Here is a 17997-nt window from a genome sequence, read left to right as displayed (position 1 = left end):
GATCAGGTGAGCAGCAGCAACGTCGGCAGGGCGAGCAGCCCTGCCGACGCTGCGAGAACACCGAAGCCCTGGTGCCGGCGCAGCCTCGGCGTGTCCACCACGAGCCGGCGCAGGCGAGGGGTCAGCAGGTCGAACGGATGATCCGGCCGGGCGAAGGCCGCGGCATCCGTGTCCCGCGGCCCGGTTCCGGTTCTCGTCGCGCCTGCCCCCGTGTCGCCTGCCCCGGCGTCGCCTGGCCGCGTGTCGCCTGCCCCGGTGTCGCCTGCCCCGGTGTCGCCTGCCCCGGTGTCGCCTGCCCCCGTGTCGCCTGCCCCGGTGACCGGCCCGTGCGCCGAACCCACGAGGGCGATCGCCATCGCGAGCGTGCGGTCGTCCACCTGCCGGCGGGCTTCGTCGTCGGCCAGCATCTCCACCAGCAGGCCCACGGCGGTCTCCGCCCGGGTGGCGATCGGGAACCACGGCAGTGCGCTGCGCCAGGACCGGAAAGCGAGCAGCACGAGATGGTGGCGCTGCAGCAGGTGCGCGCGCTCGTGGGCCACCACCGCGCGGAGCTGGTCGGCCTCGAGCAGGCTGATCAGTCCCCGCGACAACACGGTCGCCGACGTCGTCCCGCCCGGCAGGCAGTATGCGACCGGGGCCTCATGGTCGATGACTCGGGTGCCCGGACGGTCGGCGGACGGCTCGCTGAGCAGCGCGACCAGGTGGCGGTGCCGGCGCAGCTGCACCCGGGCGCGGAGGAACGTCGCCGCCAGATTGAGCAGCAGGTGGCCGGTGAGCAGGAACGCGGCGGCGAGTGCGAGCACCTGGCTGAACGTCATCCCGGCGGGGACCGCCCCGGAGCCGGCGTGCACCGACAGGGAGCGGATGCCCGCCAGCGCATTGGTTCCGAACCCGAGTAGTCCGTAGGCGAACAGGGCTCCGATCATCGACAGGCCGCCGGTGAGGGCGATCGACTGCCAGAGGACCAGCGCGAGGCCGGGGGAGCGGGCCGGCCACCGGGCCCGGGAGAGCAAGATCGGCAGTGGCCACGCCAGGGCGAGGGCGAGCGCACCGAGGGCTAGCGCGGTCGCTGGCACGGTGCCGGGTCTCGCGTCGCTCTATTCGTCACTCGCGCCGCGTCACTCGCCGGACGCGGGGCTGAGCAGGAGCCGGAGGCTTTCGGCTTCCTGCGGGGTGACGTTGCCGATGAACCTGGCCAGCGCCGCCTGGCGGTCGGGCGCCGAACCGAGCACCTCGTGCATCAGCTCGGCCGTGTGTTCGGCCCGGGTCCGCACGGCCCGGTACAGGTGCGGGCGGTTGTCGCGGTCCCGGGTGACGAAGCCCTTGGTCTCGAGCCTGGACAGCACCGTGAGCACCGTGGTCGTCGCCAGCGGCTTGCGGCTCGCGGCCACGGCGGCCGGGGTGAGCAGGCGGTCGCGCAGCTCGTTCGCGGGCAGCGCCTGGCCGGAGTCCCAGAGGACATCCATCAGCAACCGCTCCAGCACACCCAGATTCCCCATGCGGCCAGTTTACCGCAGCCCACCGCCGTCTTCTACGGGGCGTAGAAGTGTAGTCTTCTACGTATCGTAGAAGAGTGGCCCTGTTGGAGGACGCATGAACGAGTGGCTGGATCCGTTACTCCTGTCGAGGTGGCAATTCGGTCTGACGACCGTGTACCACTTCCTGTTCGTTCCGCTCACGATCGGGCTGGCCCTCACGGTCGCGATCTTCCAGTCCGCCTGGGTGCGCACCGACAAGGCGAAGTACCTCCAGCTGACCCACTTCTTCGGAAAGATCTTCCTGATCAACTTCGCCATGGGCGTCGTGACCGGGATCGTGCAGGAGTTCCAGTTCGGCATGAACTGGTCCACCTACTCCCGCTTCGTCGGCGACGTCTTCGGCGCGCCCCTGGCGTTCGAGGGCATCGTCGCCTTCTTCCTCGAGGCCACCTTCGTCGGGCTGTGGATCTTCGGCTGGGACAGGCTTCCCCGGGGCCTGCACCTCGCCACGATCTGGCTGACCACGGTGGGATCGATCGCCTCCGCCTACTTCATCCTCGCCGCGAACGCGTTCATGCAGAACCCGATCGCGTTCCGGATCAACGAGGCCAGGGGCCGGGCCGAGCTCACCGACATCGGCGAACTGCTCACCAACCCGATCGCCCTCGCGTCCTTCCCGCACACGATCTTCGCCTGCTTCATGGTGTCGTCTGGGTTGATCATCTCCGTCGCGGCCTGGCACCTCTACCGCAAGCAGCACGCCGACACCATGCGCCCCGCCCTCAAGTTCGGCATGTGGATGATGGTCATCTCCGGCGCGCTCACCACCTTCTTCGGCGACTCACTGAGCCTGGCCATGACCGCCGCCCAGCCGATGAAGATGGCCGCGGCCGAGGCGATGTACAAGACGGCCACCGGCGCCGACGCATCCTTCTCGATCTTCACCCTCGGCACCCCCGACGGCGTGAGCGAGCTGTTCTCGGTCCGGATCCCGTACCTGCTTTCGTTCCTGTCGACCCACACCCTCGACGGCACCGTCGAGGGCATCAACAACCTGCAGGCCCAATACGTGGGGCTCTACGGACCCGGCGACTACACGCCGACCATCTGGATCACCTACTGGGCGTTCCGCTGGATGATCGGCCTCGGCATCGCGCACATCCTCGTCGCCGTCGTCGGCCTATGGCTCACCCGCGGCGGGCGCACCCCGGCCGCCGCCTGGGTCTGGAAGGTCGCCATCTGGTCGTTCCCGTTCTCGCTCGCGTCGATGAGCGTCGGCTGGATTTTCACCGAGATGGGACGGCAACCCTGGCTCGTCTTCGGGTTGCTGAAGACGGAGTCCGGCGTCTCACCCAACGTCTCCGGGCTGGAGATCCTGATCTCCCTGATCGCGTTCACCCTGATCTACGGCGTGCTGGCCGTGGTGGAGTTCCGGCTGATCCTGCGCGCGGTCCGGCAGGGCCCGGAGGATGCCCCGGTGCCGGATCCGCTGACCGGTGAAACCCCCCAACGTGTCACGGTCTACTAGGAGCGTCTGATGGAACTCAACATCCTCTGGTTCTGGATCATCGCCGCGATGTTCATCGGCTACTTCGTGCTCGACGGTTTCGACTTCGGCGTCGGGATGTCCCTGCCGTTCCTGGGCCGGGACGACACCGACCGCCGGGTGCTGATCAACACGATCGGCCCGGTCTGGGATCTCAACGAGACCTGGGTGATCGTGGCCGGCGCGTCCCTCTTCGCCGCGTTCCCCGAGTGGTACGCGACCATGTTCAGCGGGTTCTACCTCGCCCTGCTGCTCATCCTGCTCGCCCTGATCGTGCGCGGGGTGTCGTTCGAGTACCGGCACCAGCGGCCGGAATCGGAGTGGAAGAAGTGGTTCGACGGCATGATCGTCGTGGGCAGCGCCGTGCCTGCCCTCCTCTGGGGCGTCGCCTTCGCGAACGTCGTGCAGGGGGTGCAGCTCGACGCCGGCCACAACTACACGGGCAGCTTCTTCGACCTGCTCAACCCCTATGCGCTGGTCGGCGGCCTGACCACGCTGCTGCTCTTCTTCACCCACGGGATCGTCTTCGTCTCCCTCAAGACCGAGGGCGACATCCGCGAGCGGGCCAGGAAACTCGCCGTGCGATCCGGGCTCGTGACCATCGTCGTCGCGGCGTCGTTCCTGCTCTGGACTGTGCTGGCCTTCGGGAGCCTGTTCACCGCTGTGTTCGCCGCTCTGGCCGCCGTTGCCCTGATCGGGTCGTTCCTGCTCAACCTGAAGGGTTCGGAGGGCTGGGCGTTCACGCTGATGGCAGCGACCATCGGGCTGGCCGTGCTGACCCTGTTCGCGTCCCTGTTCCCCGACGTGATGCCGGCGAGCAACGATACCGCGAACAGCCTGACCATCGCGAACGCGTCGTCGACGCCGTACACCCTGCAGGTGATGAGCTGGACCGCCCTAATCGCCGCCCCGGTGATCTTCCTCTACCAGGGCTGGACCTACTGGGTGCTGCGCAAAAGGGTCAGCCGCGGCACCATCGAAGCCGCCGCGCACTAGCCTCCCGAATCGTCCATGCGCCCCCTCGACCCTCGGCTCCTCCGCTACGCGTCCGCTGCCCGGTGGTTCCTGTTGGTCGGGGCCGCGCTCGGCCTGGCCCAGACGCTGGTCGTGGTCGCATTCGCCTGGTTCCTGAGCCGGGCGATCAGCCTCGCCGTCGCCGGGTACGGCCCGGCCGAGCTGGCGCCGACGCTGGGCGCCCTCGTCGTCGTCGTCGTGGCCAGGGCCGCCCTGGTCTGGCTGCTCGAGGTGGCCGCGAGCCGAGGGGCTGCGTCGGTCAAGAGCCAGCTGCGCGCACGCGTGCTCGGGCGCCTCGCCGAGCGCGGCCCCGACTGGCTGGCGGGCACGCAGAGCGCCGGCGTGGCCACCCTGGTCGGGCAGGGCCTCGACGCCCTCGACAACTACTTCGCGAGGTACCTGCCGCAGCTGCTCCTGGCCGGCATCGCGACCCCGATCCTCGTGCTCGTGATGCTCTGGCAGGACCTGCCGAGCGGCATCACCGTGATCGTGGTGCTGCCGTTCATCCCGCTGTTCATGGTGCTGATCGGCCAGGCGACCCAGGCCGTGCAGCGCGCGCAGTGGGACGCGCTGCAGCGGCTCGGCGCAGGCTTCCTCGACCTGGTCGGCGGGCTCGCCACGCTCAAGATCTTCGGCCGGGAGGCGCGCCAGGCCGACCGGGTGCGCACCATCACCGAGGCTTACCGCGGCCGCACGATGAAGGTGCTGCGGGTGTCCTTCCTCAGCGGTTTCGTGCTCGAGCTGGGCTCCAGCCTGTCGGTCGCGCTCGTCGCCGTGTCGATCGGCCTCCGCCTGGTCGACGGTTCCCTCCAGCTCGGCGTCGGCCTGTTCGTGCTGCTCCTCGCCCCCGAGGCGTTCCTCCCCGTGCGGCAGGTCGGGGCCCAGTTCCACGCGGCGGCCGACGGCCTCGCCGCGGCCGAGGACGTCTTCGCGATCCTCGACGACGCGCCGGCCCCCGCCGCGCCCCTGGCCGCCGTCTGGACCGGGCCGACGGATGCCGCCCGGCCCGCCAATGCCGCCCGGCCCGCCCCGGACGCCCTGCGCTTCGACCGGGTCAGGGTGCGCCGTTCCGCGGACCGGGCCGGCCGGGCCGCCCCGGAGTTCACCGCCGTCTTCCTCCCGGGCCGGCTCTCCGTCATCCGCGGCGCGAGCGGCGCCGGCAAGTCGACCCTGGTCGCCGCCCTGCAGGGGTTCGTGCCCTTCGACGGGCAGATCAGCCTCGGCGACGCCGTCGTCGTCCCCGGCACGCCGCGGCCCTGGCTGGCCTGGGCCGGACAGCGCCCCGGCCTGCTGGCCGGAACGATCGCCGACAACGTCGCGCTGGGGGAGTCATCCGCCGACCCGGCGCTGGTGCACTGGGCCCTCCGCGAGGCCGGGGCAGGCGAACTGGACCCGGCGACCCGACTCGGCGTCAACGGCGACGGGCTCTCCGGCGGGCAGGCCCAGCGGGTCGCGGCCGCGCGTGCCGTCTACCGAGCCCGGCTGCACGGCTGCCGCGTGCTCGTGCTCGACGAGCCCAGCTCCGCCCTCGACCCCGTAGCCGAGCAGCGGCTGGTCTCCGGGCTCCGCCGCCTCGCCGCCGAGGGGCTCATCGTGATCGTCGTGAGCCACCGGCCGCTGCTCCGCGACGCCGCGGACCAGGTCGTCGAACTGGACGGGGCCGCGCATGTCTGAACCGACGCTCGACGCCGCTGCCGCTGCCGCTGCCGGTGCCGTTGCCGCCGAGCCTGCCGTCTCCGCGCCGGCGCGCACCCGGCGGCTCAGCACCGCCACCCGGGCTATTCTCCGGCTGGCCCAGCCGCGCGCGCGCTGGTTCCTGCCCGGCCTGGCGGCGGGGGTGGCCTCCATGCTCTGCGCCGTGGCCCTGCTCGCCACCTCCGCCTGGCTGATCACCCGGGCCGCCGAGCAGCCGCCCATCCTCTATCTCTCGATGGCGGTGGTCGGCGTGCGGGCCTTCGCCCTGGGCCGGTCGGCCTTCCGCTACCTCGATCGGTTGAGCAGCCACGACGCGGCCTTCCGCCAGCTCTCCCTGCTGCGGGTCGGCGTGTTCTCCCGGATCATCCCGTTGGCGCCGGCCGGGCTCGCCGACACCGGCAGGGGCGAGCTTCTCACCCGGCTCGTGCGCGACGTGGACGCACTGCAGGATCTCCCGCTGCGGGTCGTCCAGCCGCTCGCGACCGCGGGCATCGTCGCCGCTCTCTCGGTCGCCGGGGTGTGGAGCGTGCTGCCTGCCGCCGGGCTCACCCTGCTGCTCAGCCTCGTCGTCGCGGGGGTGCTGGGCGCGCTCGGCTCCGGTGTGCTCGCCGCCCGCGCCGAGCGCGAACTGGCGCCGCTGCGCGGCAACCTCACCGGGCAGGTGCTCGAGGTCGTTGAGAACCTCGACGTGCTGACCGCCTTCGGCGCCCTGACCGGGCGACTCGACGCCCTTCGGCGGGCCGACGAGCTCCTCAGACGGGCGACCCTCCGCCGGTCGCTGGGTGTCGGCGTGCAGGGAGCCGTGCTGTCGCTGTTCGCGGGCGCCGCCACGGTCGCCGCGCTGGCCGTCGGTATCCCCGCCCTGGCGGCGGGCGGGTCCGGCGGCGCGGCGGGCGGCCTGGCCGGCCCGGCCTTCGCCGTGATCGTGCTCGTGCCGATGGCCGTCTTCGAGGTGTTCGGCACCGTCCCGGCCGCCCTGGGAGCGTGGCGCGAGGTGCGCTCCAGCGCCGAGCGTGTCGCCACCGCCGTGCCGACGGAGATCCCCGCCGAGATTCCGGTCGAGGTCCCGGTCGGGGTCCCGGTCGAGATCCCGTCCGGGGGCGCCACCGGTCCGACCAGGGGGGAGCGGGCTCGCATCGTCGAACTGACCGACCTCGGTGCGCGCTGGCCGGGTGCGGCGTCCCCGGCCGTGACCGGGGTCTTCCTGCGGCTGGCACCCGGCGACCGGGTGCACCTGGCCGGGCCGAGCGGAGCGGGCAAGACCTCGCTGGCGCAGGCTCTGGTGCGTTTCCTCGACTACACCGGGTCGTACACTCTCGGCGGCGTCGAGGCCCGGCTGCTGCCCCAATCCGAGGTGCGCGCGGTGGTCGGGCTCTGCGAGCAGCGACCCTGGCTGTTCGACGACAGCATCCGTCAGAACCTTTTGTTCGCCCGGGACACCGCGACCGACGAGGAACTGCTGGCCGTGGTCGACCGGGTGGGCCTGGCCGAGTGGGCGGCGGAGCGCGGCGGACTGGACGCCAGGGTCGGCGAACGCGGCGCGCTGGTTTCCGGCGGGCAGGCCCAGCGGATCGCCCTCGCCCGGGCGCTGCTGGCCGACTTCCCGGTGCTCGTAGTCGACGAACCCACCGCCAACGTGGACGAGGAACAGGGTGACCGGCTCGTGCGGGACATCCTGGTCACAGCCGCCGAGGACGGCCGGGCCGTGCTGCTCATCTCCCACACGCCGGTGCCCGACGAACTCATCACGGCCCGGGTGACCCTTCCCGGTCGGGACCCCGGATTGCGGCGCGCCGCCGGAGTCCTTCCGGCCTAGGCTGGGGGCGTGCCAGCTCCGATCCGACGATTCCCCCTGCCCGGCTGGTGGGACCCGGAGTTCGTCTACCTCACCCTCTACCGGTCCTGCTCCCACTCCTTCTGGCTCGACGCGGGCGTCGCCGCCGGGGACGGTTTCAGCTACCTCGGAGCCGCGGATGCCGCGTCCCGCTTCGTGACCGCGTCGGTGCCGGAGGGCACCGTGACGGTGACGTTCCCGGAGACCGACCCGGACTCCGGCGCGGGCGTCGGCGGCGGAGCCGTGACCCTGCCGGAGACCATCTTCGAGTTCCTGCGGGAAGATCTGGCCGCGGCCGAGTCCGAGCCCGACGACGCTGCTGGGACGGATGCCGCCGGTGGCCGCGGGAGCGAGAGCGGGTTCCGGCTCGGCTGGGTCGGCTGGCTCGGTTACGAACTCGGGTCCCAGACCGTGGGCGCCAGCGTGCACGACTCCCGCTACCCCGATGCGGCGCTCCTGCAGGTCGACCGCGCGATCGAATTCGACCACGCCGGACTGACCGTCACCCTGCTCGCCCGCACCGGGCCCGGCGGGGCGACGGCCGGCACCCTCGAACAGTGGGCGGCGGAGGTGCTCGCTGCCCTTCGGGCCGCGGCCGGGACATCCGTCTCTCGGATGCCGGCCCAGGCCCGGGCGGACGTCCGGATCGACGCTCCCGTTGCGGCACACTGGCGGCACGACCCGGAACGCTACGACGCCCTGATCCGGCACTGTCAGGCGTCGATCACCGCGGGCGACGCCTACCAGCTCTGCCTGACCAACGAGATCCTGGTCGACGCGCACCCCGACCCGGTCGACGCCTACCTCCGCCTCCGCGCCGGCAGCCCCAGCCACCACGGCGGCCTGCTCCGGTTCGGCGAGACCGCCCTGCTCAGCGCGTCGCCCGAACAATTCCTCGCCGTCTCCCGCGCCGGCCGGGTCAGCACCCGGCCGATCAAGGGCACCCGGCGCCGCTCCACCGGGGTCATTCGCGACCTGGCTCTCCGCACCGAACTGGAGACCAGCGAGAAGGAACGCGCCGAGAACCTGATGATCGTCGACCTCATGCGCAACGACCTGGGCCGGATCGCCGAACTCGGCTCGGTCGCGGTCACCCAACTGCTCGACGTGGAAAGCTACGCGCACGTGCACCAGCTGGTCAGCACGGTGGAGGCCCGGCTGGCGGCCGGCCTCACCGGCGTGGACGCCGTGGAATTCTGCTTCCCGGCTGGCTCCATGACCGGCGTGCCCAAGCCCAGCGCCATGGGCATCCTCGACCGGCTCGAAGCCGGACCTCGCGGCATCTACTCCGGCGCGTTCGGCTACTTCGGCTTCGACGGCGCCGTCGACCTGGCCATGGTCATCCGCAGCATCGTCATCGACCGCGACGGCGCGTCCATCGGCACCGGCGGCGGAATCACGGCACTGTCCGACCCTGCCGAGGAGATCGAGGAGACCCGGATCAAGGCCGCGGCCCTGCTCGACGTTCTCGGCGCCCCGAAAACCCACCCCGCACGACCGCCCGGAACCCCGTCCGCAACGCCGGCCGGCCAGGGTTTAGTAACCTAGAAACCTGGACGACGCCTGCGGGCGCCCTTTTGCCTGAGATGGCGCAATCCCACTGCAACGAAGAGAGTCACGTGGCACACGAGCACGACCACACGCCCACCGGCGCCCACCGCGACGAAGAAATCTACGATTTCGCCGCAATCCAGGCCAAATGGCAGCCGATCTGGGAAGAACTCGAGCCGTTCCGCACGGACGACCCCGACGACACCCGCCCGCGCAAGTACGTGCTCGACATGTTCCCGTACCCGTCCGGCGACCTGCACATGGGCCACGCCGAGGTCTACGCGCTCGGCGACATCGTCGCCCGGTACTGGCGCCAGCAGGGCTTCAACGTGCTGCACCCGATCGGCTGGGACTCCTTCGGCCTCCCCGCGGAGAACGCGGCGATCAAACGCGGCATCGACCCGCGCGGTTGGACCTACGACAACATCGCGCAGCAGAAGAAGAGCATGAAGCTCTACGCGGCGTCCTTCGACTGGTCCCGCGAACTGCACACGAGCGACCCCGAGTACTACAAGTGGAACCAGTGGCTCTTCCTCCAGCTCTACAAGAAGGGCCTCGCCTACCGCAAGGACAGCTGGGTCAACTGGGACCCGGTGGACCAGACCGTGCTCGCCAACGAGCAGGTGCTCGCCGACGGGACCTCGGAGCGCAGCGGCGCCGTGGTGGTCAAGAAGAAGCTCACCCAGTGGTACTTCAAGATCACCGACTACGCCGACCGCCTGCTCGACGACCTCAACCAGCTCGAGGGCACCTGGCCGGCCAAGGTGCTGAACATGCAGCGCAACTGGATCGGCCGTTCGATCGGTGCCGACGTCGACTTCGTGATCGAGGGCCGCGAGGAGCGGATCAGCGTGTTCACGACCCGGCCGGACACTCTCCACGGCGCGACCTTCATGGTCGTCGCCCCCGACGCCGACCTCGCCGCCGAGCTCGTCGCCGACTCCTCACCCGCAGTCAAGGCGCGGTTCCAGGAATACCTGGTGAAGGTGCAGAACAGCACCGAGATCGAACGCCAGTCCACCGACCGGGAGAAGACCGGCCTCTTCCTCGAGCGCTACGCGATCAACCCCGTCAACGGCGAACGGATGCCGATCTGGGCCGCCGACTACGTCCTCGCCGACTACGGCCACGGCGCCGTGATGGCCGTGCCTGCGCACGACCAGCGCGACCTCGACTTCGCCCGCCGCTTCGACCTTCCCGTGATCGTCGTCGTCGACACGACCGCGCCGGTCACCGGCATGATCCCCGTGATCACGCCGGAGATGCAGGGCGGCTCCGAGGAGATCCCCACCCTCGACCCGGCCGCGACCGGCATCGCCCTGGCCGGCGAGGGCCGCCTGATCAACTCGGGGACCCTGAACGGGCTGAGCAAGAACACCGCGATCAAGCGCATCATCGACCAGCTCACCCTGGACGGGACCGGCCGCGCGGCCAAGAACTACCGGCTGCGCGACTGGCTGATCTCAAGGCAGCGCTACTGGGGCACCCCGATCCCGATCATCCACGGCCAGGACGGCGCGGAGATCCCCGTGCCGGAAGACCAGCTGCCCGTGCTGCTGCCGCCCACTGACGGCCTCGACCTCAAGCCCAAGGGAACCTCGCCGCTCGGTGGCGCGACCGACTGGGTCAACGTGCCCAACCCGATCGACGGCACCCCCGCGCGCCGGGACGCGGACACCATGGACACCTTCGTCGACAGCTCCTGGTACTTCCTCCGCTTCCTCAACCCGAACGACGACACCCGCGCGTTCGACCCGAAGGAAGCCGAGAAGTGGGCGCCCGTCGACCAGTATGTCGGCGGCGTCGAACACGCCATCCTGCACCTGCTCTACGCCCGGTTCATGACCAAGGTGCTCTTCGACCTCGGCTATGTCTCCTTCACAGAGCCCTTCACCGCACTGCTCAACCAGGGCATGGTCATCCTCGACGGCGCGAAGATGTCCAAGAGTAAGGGCAACCTCGTCTACTTCACCGAGGAGGTCGACCGTTTCGGAGTCGACGCCGTGCGCCTCACGATGGCATTCGCCGGGCCGCCCGAAGACGACATCGACTGGGCGGATGTCTCGCCCGTCGGCTCCGCGAAGTTCCTCGCCCGCGCCTGGCGCATGGCCAGGGACGTCACGAGTGAGCCGGACATCCGTTGGAAGACCGGGGACGCGGGCCTGCGCCGGGTCACCCACCGGTTCCTCGCGGACGCGCCGGGCCTGATCGAGGCGTTCAAGTTCAATGTGGTCGTCGCCCGGCTGATGGAGCTCGTCAACGCCACCCGCAAGGTCATCGACACGGGTGCCGGCCCGGCCGACGCCGCCGTGCGTGAGGCGGCGGAGGCCACGGCGATGGCTCTGAACCTGTTCGCGCCGTACACCGCCGAGGACATGTGGCAGCGGCTCGGCTACGAGCCCTGTGTCGCGCTCGCCCAGTGGCGCAAGGCCGATCCGACCCTGCTCGTGGAGGAATCGGTGACCGCCGTCGTGCAGGTCGACGGCAAGGTGCGGGAACGCCTGGACATCTCGCCGAAGATCCCCGGCGACGAACTGGAACGCCTCGCGCGCGCGTCGGCACCGGTGATCAAGGCGATCGGCGACCGTGAGATCGTGCACGTGATCGTGCGGGCACCCCGCCTGGTCAGCATCGTGACCCGCGCGGTCTGATTCGTGGTTTGACCCGCACGGTTTGACCCGCACGGTCTGACCCCCACGGTCTGACCCCCACGGTCAGACCCCCACGTCTGGCCTCGCGGGCTGGCCTCGTGGTCTGGCCTCGCCTCCACAGGGCCGGGATCCGGCGGTCTCGCACCGTCCGATCCCGGCCGCCCGGCCCGCCGAGCCGGACGGTCTAGCCTGCCCGGATGGAGCCTGACCCGGCCACAGCGGCGCTCTCGCGCCTGGCCCGCCCGGCGCGCCCCGCACGGGGTGCCCGGATGCGGATCGGGGTCGGCGCCGCAGTCGTGCTGCTCATCGCGGCCCTGGCCACCGCCGTGGTCGTCTCGGCGATCGGCGGGCAGGCCACCCACCAGGTGATCACGCCGGGCGGAGGACCCTCGCCGGGCGGAGCCGCGGGCGGCGGGGCCGCGGGCGTTGCGGCAACACCCGGTGCCGCCGCGACCGGCGGCAACCCGACCGACCCGGCGTCGGCGCCCGGGGCGATCATCTTTGTTCACGTGCTCGGGGCGGTGCGCCGGCCCGGGCTGTTCCAGCTCGGCGTCGGCGCCCGGGTGATGGACGCCGTGGCGGCCGCCGGGGGTCTGACCGAGACCGCCGACCCGGCCGGGACCAACCTGGCCAGGCGGCTCAGCGACGGAGAGCAGCTCTACCTGCCCCAGGTCGGCGAGGTTCCGGCCGGACCGCCGCCGGCATCCGGGGGAGCGGGAGCGGCCGGGGGTGCCGCGTCCGGCCAGAAGGTGAACCTGAACACGGCCACCGTGGCTGAACTCGACACCCTCCCGCGGATCGGGCCGCTGATGGCCCAGCGCATCATCGACTACCGCGAGGCGAACGGGCCCTTCGCGGGCGTCGACGACCTCCGCAGCGTCACCGGGATCGGCGACAAGACCTTCGAGGGACTGAAAGACCTGGTCACGGTGTGACCGTCGACCTGCGCCTCGCCGGCGCTGCTGCTGCGGCCTGGCTGGCGGGCTGGTGGCTCACCGGGACGCCTGACTGGGCGGCGGGAAGCCTGCTCGCACTGTGGGCGGCCGCTGCGGCGGCCCTGGTCCTGGTTGCCACCATCCGCGGATCGCGGGCGCGGTCGGCGGCGGCACACGTCGTTTCGGCGCGCCGGGTTTCGGCACGCCGGGTTTCGGCACGCCGGGTTTCAGCACGCCGGGTTTCGGTGCGCGCGGTCCTCGCCCAGCTGACCGTCTGCTGCGCGGGCGCCGCGCTCGTGGCATCCGCCGTCGCCGTGGCCGCCCCCGCACGTCTTCCTGCCGAGGTGCGGGACGCGGCGGCCAGGCACGCCGTGGTCACCGCGACGCTCACGGTGTGGTCCAGGCCGGTGGAGACCGCCTCGTTCGGAGGATTCGGCGGTGCCGGTGGCGGCTCGAGCCGGGTGCGGTTCACCGGCACCATCGGCTCGCTCGGCCAGGGCGGGCGCACGGCCTGGGTGTCGGTGCCGGTTATGGTTTTCGCCGAGGCCCCGGCAGGCCCCGCGCTCCAGATCGGCACCGTCATCCGCCTGTCCGCCCGGCTGCGGCCGGCCGAACCGGGTGCCGCGTCGGCGGCGCTCGTCTTCGGCCGGGATCCGCCGGCCGTGATCGCGGCGCCACCCGGGTGGCTGGCCTGGGCGAACGATCTTCGGACCCGGTTCGCGGATGCCGCGGGGAGGCTGCCCGGGGAGGGCGGCGATCTGCTGCCCGGACTGGCGATCGGTGACACCAGCGCCGTGGGGCCGGCCCTGGACGGCGCGATGAAAACAAGTTCGCTGAGTCATCTCACTGCGGTGTCCGGGGCGAACTGCGCCGTCGTCACGGCCGGGATGCTGCTGCTCGGCGGCTATCTGAGGCTGCGCCGCCTGGCTCGCCTGGCGCTGGCCCTCGTCACCCTGGCCGGGTTCGTGGTGCTGGTGACCCCGGAACCGAGCGTGCTGCGTGCCGCCTTGATGGCCGCCGTGCTCCTGTTCTCGATCGCGACGGGCAGGCCGGGTCGCGGGCTGCCGTTGCTCGCCCTCGTGGTGATCGGGTTGCTCGTCTTCGATCCGTGGCTGGCCCGCAGCTACGGCTTCGCACTCTCGGTGCTGGCGACGGGCGGACTGCTGGTGCTGGCCGGGCCACTGGGCCGGGTTCTCGGCCGCTGGATGCCGTCCTGGCTCGCCGGGGTGATCGCGATCCCACTGGCCGCGCAGCTGGCCTGCCAGCCGGTGCTCGTGCTGCTCAGCCCGACCCTCCCGCTCTACGGGGTGCCGGCGAACCTGCTGGCGGGGCCGGCCGCCCCCGTGGCCACCGTGATCGGCCTGGTCGCGTGCCTCCTGCTCCCGTGGCTGCCCGGTGTGGCGTGGGGCATCCTTCAGCTGGCCTGGCTGCCCTCGGCGTGGATCGCCGCCGTCGCCGGGACGAGCGCTGCGCTGCCCGGCAGTCGCCTCCCGTGGGTGGGAGGAGCCCTCGGGGTCGCGGCCACCGGGCTGCTCACGCTGCTGGCCCTGGCCCTCCTGCTCGGTTCCCGTGCGTCGGGACGGCCCGGTGCCACAGGTCGTCCCGGCCGGTTAGGGCGGCCGGAACGCGCGCCCGGATCGACCCGGATGCCCGGATCGACAGGGATGCCCGGCTGGCGGATCGCCGCCGCGATCGTGCTGATCGTCGCCGGAGGCAGCTACGCGGGAAGCCTGATCGGCGCGGGCCTCGGCCGGGCGGTGGCGTTCCCGGCGGACTGGCAGATCGCGGCCTGCGACATCGGCCAGGGCGATGCGGTCGTCGTGCGCGACCGGGAACGCTACGCCCTGGTCGACGTCGGGCCCGACCCTGCGCCGTTGACCGCGTGCCTGCACACCCTCGGGATCAATCGGATCGACCTGCTCGTGCTCACCCACTACGACATGGATCACATCGGCGGGATCGAGGCCGTGATCGGCCGGGTCGGCACGGCCCTGGTCGGAACTCCGGAGAACGCCCAGGACGAGCACCTGCACGCGCGGCTCGCCCAAGGCGGGGCGGACGTGCGCATCGCGGCCCGCGGCGACCGGGGCACGCTGGGCGGGCTGCGCTGGGAGATCTTCTGGCCCGTGCGCGGCTCGCCGGTGATGCAGACCGGAAACCCGGGGAGCGTGACGATCGGCTTCGACGGGCGGGGCATCCGCTCGATCTTCCTCGGTGACCTCGGCGAGGAGGCTCAGGACGCGTTGCGCCGTGCCTCCGCGCCCGGCCAGGTGGACGTCGTCAAGGTTGCCCACCACGGTTCGAGGGACCAGAGCCCCGACCTCTATGCCGATCTCCGGGCGACGGTGGGGCTGATCTCGGTCGGCGCCGACAACGGCTACGGCCATCCAACCGACCGTCTGCTCGACATTCTCGCCTCGGACGGCACCGTCGCCGTGCGCACCGACCGGCAGGGTCTGGCCGTGGTGGCCCTCGACCCGGGCGGGCACGGCGCGCTGACCGTCTGGACCGAGAAGCCGGCGTCCGGACCGGCGCGCACGGGTCACTCGCCTGCTGCCCCCGTCGGCGGCCCGGGCTAGGCTTGACCCACGCAATCGAAGGGAACCGAGTGGCCGCACGAACCGCATCCTCTGGTCGGGCCGCAACGGGCCGATCAACTCCGAGCAAGGCCGGATCGAGCAAGGCCGGATCGAGCAAGTCGGTCGCAATCCCGCAACTGTCGTGGCACCAGGTGCGCCCTGCCCCGGTCGTGCTGGTCTCCGGCACCGAGGTGTTCCTCGCGGAACGGGCCATCCGTCAGCTGAGGGACTTCCTCAAGCTCGAAGACCCGAGCCTCGAGATCAGCGACATCCAGGCCGACAGCTATGCACCGGGGGAGTTGCTCACCATGGCCAGCCCCTCGTTGTTCGGTGAGCCCCGGCTGATCCGGGTGAGCTCGGTCGAGAAATGCAGCGACACCTTTCTCATCGAGGCGCTCGCCTACCTCGAGAACCCGGCGGAGGACACCTACGTCGTGTTGCGGCACGGTGGCGGGGTGCGCGGCAAGAAGCTGCTCGACACGATCCGGTCCGGAGTCGGCGGCGCCGTCGAGGTCGTCTGCGCCGAGCTCAAGAAGGACTCCGACCGGCACGACTTCGCATCGGCGGAATTCAAGGCTGCCGGCAAGCGGGTCACGCCCAGTGCCCTTCGATCTCTCGTGGCGGCCTTCTCCGGCGACCTCGCCGAGCTGTCCGCGGCCTGCCAGCAGCTGATCGCCGATTCGGCGTCCGAGGTCACCGAGACCACGGTCGACCGGTACTACGGCGGACGCGTCGAAGCGAACGCGTTCAAGGTCGCCGACTCCGCGATCGCGGGGCGCCATGGTGAGGCCCTGGTCATCCTCCGGCACGCGCTGTCCTCGGGCGCCGACCCCGTTCCCGTCGTCGCCGCGTTCGCGATGAAGATCCGCACGATGGCGAAGCTCTACGGTGTGCGCGGTGGTTCCGGGCAGCTCGCCTCGCAATTCGGGCTCGCGCCGTGGCAGGTGGAGCGGGCCCAGCGTGACCTGAGCGGCTGGTCGGACGAGGGCCTGGCCCGGTGCATGGTGATGCTCGCCGAGACGGATGCCGCGGTCAAGGGGGCAGGGCGCGACCCGGTCTTCGCCCTCGAACGCCTCGTCGGCGTGATCGCCCGCCGCGGCGCAGTCTGACCCTTCCCCGGCGGGCAGCCAGCCGGCGGCCCCCTGCGCCGGCCGCCGCCGGCTCACACTGTCACGGCACAGAAAAAGAAAGCCCCCGCCATAAGGCGAGGGCTTTCCTTCACACCGGTTCAGTTCCGAACATCGGCCTCAAACCAGGTCTGGGTGGTGACTAGACGAGTGCGCCGACCGACTTCGCGATGGCCGACTTCTTGTTCGCCGCCTGGTTCTTGTGGATGACGCCCTTGCTGACGGCCTTGTCAAGCTTCTTCGAAGCAATGGCGAGACTGGCAACGGCCTTGTCCTTGTCACCGGCGGTGACGGCGAGGCGCGTCGCACGGATAGCGCGCTTGAACTCGCTCTTCACCGACTTGTTGCGCTCCTGGGCCTTCTTGTTGGTGCCAATTCGCTTGATCTGCGACTTGATATTTGCCACGTTTATACGCTTTCGTTAGGTTCTTGTTCGGATGGGCCGCTTGGCGGTAGAGGGCGCCGTGCGGCAATGATCGTGTGGGGTGGGACCCAACACGCAAGCCAACAGGAAACGATACCAGTTATTCGACCGGGTCGACAATCGGCCGCGGGCGGCCGGCGGCGACGTCATCGAGGATGCCGCGCAGCACCGTCGCGAACCGTTCCGGCTGGGCAAGGCTGACCAGATGCGAGGCCCGCGGCACGACCACGAGGCGACCGTTCCGGCACGCGCCGAGGAAGCGGCGCTCGTGCAGCCTGAACTGGTCGAAAGCGCCGTTGACCAGCCAGACCGGACCCGGATACCGGGACAGGCCCTTCAGCGGGCGCAGGGTGCCGGTGGCGGCCAGCCCGGCGTCCATCACGTGCAGGGGAACCCCGCCGGCGAGCGTGTCCGCGGCACCCTGGCGTGGCAGCAGTACCCGCACCAGGGTGGTGTGCAGCCAGAGTCCGTGGTCGGGAAGTCTGCGGATCAGCCGCGCCAGGCGCCGGTAGGCGTCCAGTGGCCACCCGGACGGGATCGCGCAGCAGCCGGCGGCGACCAGCGCGGCCACCCGCTCGGGGTGCCGTGCGGCGTACTCGATGGCGTAGTAGCCGCCCAGCGAGAGACCGACCAGCACCACCGGGCCGCCCAGGGCTGCGACCCCGTCGTCGATGGCGGCAAGGGCACCCTCGACGGTGAATCGCTCCGCCAGGCGCGAACCGTGGCCGGGCAGATCGACCGCCAGCGCGGGATGCCCGGCCTCACCCAGGATCGTGAGCTGCCGCCGCCACATGGTGGCCGAGGTTCGGATCCCGTGCACGAAGAGGACTGGTGTGGCCGATGTCATGGCTACCCTCCTGCCTGGGCTCTGTTCGGGCTTGTGGCAGCTCGAAGCTGGTGGTGCGTCGGGGTTGACGGCGATTCGGTGCCGACCCGATACAGAGATTCTGCACGTCATCCGGCTGCTCGACCAGCGGCGTCTGGTCGGGCTCGAGGCTAGCGCAGGTCGCGGTCGGCACGAACGGGTTGTCGCCGCGCCCGTTTCCGCAGCGCGCTACCGCGCCCGAGCCTGTTGCTTTATGGGGCTGCCCACCGGCAGGGCGTGTCGTTCCTGGGCGTGTTTGAGGGGTCTGAGAAAATGGTTCATGGCCCTTCATTACCGT

At 71.1% G+C, this 17997-nt stretch carries 13 protein-coding genes; 9 read left to right on the top strand and 4 right to left on the bottom strand.

Going from position 1 to position 17997, the window contains the following annotated elements; genetic code table 11:
• Positions 1–2 precede the first annotated feature (2 nt).
• Both E3O32_RS08205 and E3O32_RS08200 read right to left on the bottom strand, forming a co-directional pair.
• Positions 3–1076, bottom strand: coding sequence for a M56 family metallopeptidase (locus E3O32_RS08205; protein WP_134508426.1), 1074 nt, complete (start codon positions 1074–1076; stop codon positions 3–5).
• A gap of 42 nt (positions 1077–1118) precedes the next feature.
• Positions 1119–1499 carry a BlaI/MecI/CopY family transcriptional regulator gene (locus E3O32_RS08200; RefSeq protein ID WP_134508424.1) on the bottom strand — a complete coding sequence of 127 codons (381 nt, stop codon included), beginning with the start codon at positions 1497–1499 and terminating at the stop codon, positions 1119–1121.
• 94 nt (positions 1500–1593) lie between these two features.
• Here E3O32_RS08200 and E3O32_RS08195 point away from each other — a divergent pair, with 94 nt between their 5' ends.
• From E3O32_RS08195 to holA, 9 genes are all read left to right on the top strand, one after another.
• On the top strand, positions 1594–3006 hold the full coding sequence (locus E3O32_RS08195) for a cytochrome ubiquinol oxidase subunit I (RefSeq protein ID WP_134508422.1): 1413 nt from the start codon (positions 1594–1596) through the stop codon (positions 3004–3006).
• A gap of 9 nt (positions 3007–3015) precedes the next feature.
• On the top strand, positions 3016–4020 hold the full coding sequence (cydB, locus tag E3O32_RS08190; protein ID WP_134508421.1) for a cytochrome d ubiquinol oxidase subunit II: 1005 nt from the start codon (positions 3016–3018) through the stop codon (positions 4018–4020).
• A gap of 15 nt (positions 4021–4035) precedes the next feature.
• On the top strand, positions 4036–5712 hold the full coding sequence (gene cydD / locus E3O32_RS08185) for a thiol reductant ABC exporter subunit CydD (protein WP_134508419.1): 1677 nt from the start codon (positions 4036–4038) through the stop codon (positions 5710–5712).
• A complete protein-coding gene (gene cydC / locus E3O32_RS08180) occupies positions 5705–7549 on the top strand; it encodes a thiol reductant ABC exporter subunit CydC (RefSeq protein ID WP_134508417.1) in 1845 nt (614 codons plus the stop codon). Before cydD ends, cydC begins: the two co-directional genes overlap by 8 nt.
• A gap of 9 nt (positions 7550–7558) precedes the next feature.
• Positions 7559–9115: an anthranilate synthase component I family protein gene (locus tag E3O32_RS08175; RefSeq protein ID WP_134508415.1), complete on the top strand. Its 1557-nt coding sequence runs from the start codon at positions 7559–7561 to the stop codon at positions 9113–9115.
• 71 nt (positions 9116–9186) lie between these two features.
• Positions 9187–11769: a leucine--tRNA ligase gene (gene leuS, locus E3O32_RS08170; protein ID WP_241974719.1), complete on the top strand. Its 2583-nt coding sequence runs from the start codon at positions 9187–9189 to the stop codon at positions 11767–11769.
• 197 nt (positions 11770–11966) lie between these two features.
• Entirely contained in the window at positions 11967–12704 is a 738-nt protein-coding gene (locus E3O32_RS08165; RefSeq protein WP_241974716.1) for a helix-hairpin-helix domain-containing protein, read from the top strand.
• The gene (locus tag E3O32_RS08160) at positions 12701–15283 is read left to right on the top strand and encodes a ComEC/Rec2 family competence protein (RefSeq protein ID WP_134508411.1); all 2583 of its coding nucleotides are present in this window, start codon (positions 12701–12703) and stop codon (positions 15281–15283) included. Before E3O32_RS08165 ends, E3O32_RS08160 begins: the two co-directional genes overlap by 4 nt.
• A gap of 128 nt (positions 15284–15411) precedes the next feature.
• A complete protein-coding gene (gene holA / locus E3O32_RS08155; RefSeq protein WP_241974725.1) occupies positions 15412–16392 on the top strand; it encodes a DNA polymerase III subunit delta in 981 nt (326 codons plus the stop codon).
• A 160-nt stretch (positions 16393–16552) separates the two neighbouring features.
• Here holA and rpsT read toward each other — a convergent pair whose 3' ends face one another.
• Entirely contained in the window at positions 16553–16816 is a 264-nt protein-coding gene (gene rpsT / locus E3O32_RS08150) for a 30S ribosomal protein S20 (protein WP_134508407.1), read from the bottom strand.
• Positions 16817–16934: 118 nt separating this feature from the next.
• On the bottom strand, positions 16935–17681 hold the full coding sequence (locus E3O32_RS08145) for an alpha/beta fold hydrolase (protein ID WP_134508405.1): 747 nt from the start codon (positions 17679–17681) through the stop codon (positions 16935–16937).
• Between the last annotated feature and the right edge of the window lie 316 nt (positions 17682–17997).

The sequence above is a fragment of the Cryobacterium mannosilyticum genome (assembly GCF_004402705.1).
GTDB classification, from domain to species: domain Bacteria; phylum Actinomycetota; class Actinomycetes; order Actinomycetales; family Microbacteriaceae; genus Cryobacterium; species Cryobacterium mannosilyticum.
This window is presented reverse-complemented; position numbering and strand designations above follow the sequence as displayed.

What these genes read in the sequence shown, in the direction of transcription:
- E3O32_RS08145 (WP_134508405.1), bottom strand. Translation starts at nt 17,681, where the DNA reads ATGACATCGGCCACACCAGTCCTCTTCGTGCACGGGATCCGAACCTCG.
- cydB (WP_134508421.1), top strand. Translation starts at nt 3,016, where the DNA reads ATGGAACTCAACATCCTCTGGTTCTGGATCATCGCCGCGATGTTCATC.
- cydC (WP_134508417.1), top strand. Translation starts at nt 5,705, where the DNA reads ATGTCTGAACCGACGCTCGACGCCGCTGCCGCTGCCGCTGCCGGTGCC.
- E3O32_RS08200 (WP_134508424.1), bottom strand. Translation starts at nt 1,499, where the DNA reads ATGGGGAATCTGGGTGTGCTGGAGCGGTTGCTGATGGATGTCCTCTGG.
- cydD (WP_134508419.1), top strand. Translation starts at nt 4,036, where the DNA reads ATGCGCCCCCTCGACCCTCGGCTCCTCCGCTACGCGTCCGCTGCCCGG.
- E3O32_RS08165 (WP_241974716.1), top strand. Translation starts at nt 11,967, where the DNA reads ATGGAGCCTGACCCGGCCACAGCGGCGCTCTCGCGCCTGGCCCGCCCG.
- E3O32_RS08195 (WP_134508422.1), top strand. Translation starts at nt 1,594, where the DNA reads ATGAACGAGTGGCTGGATCCGTTACTCCTGTCGAGGTGGCAATTCGGT.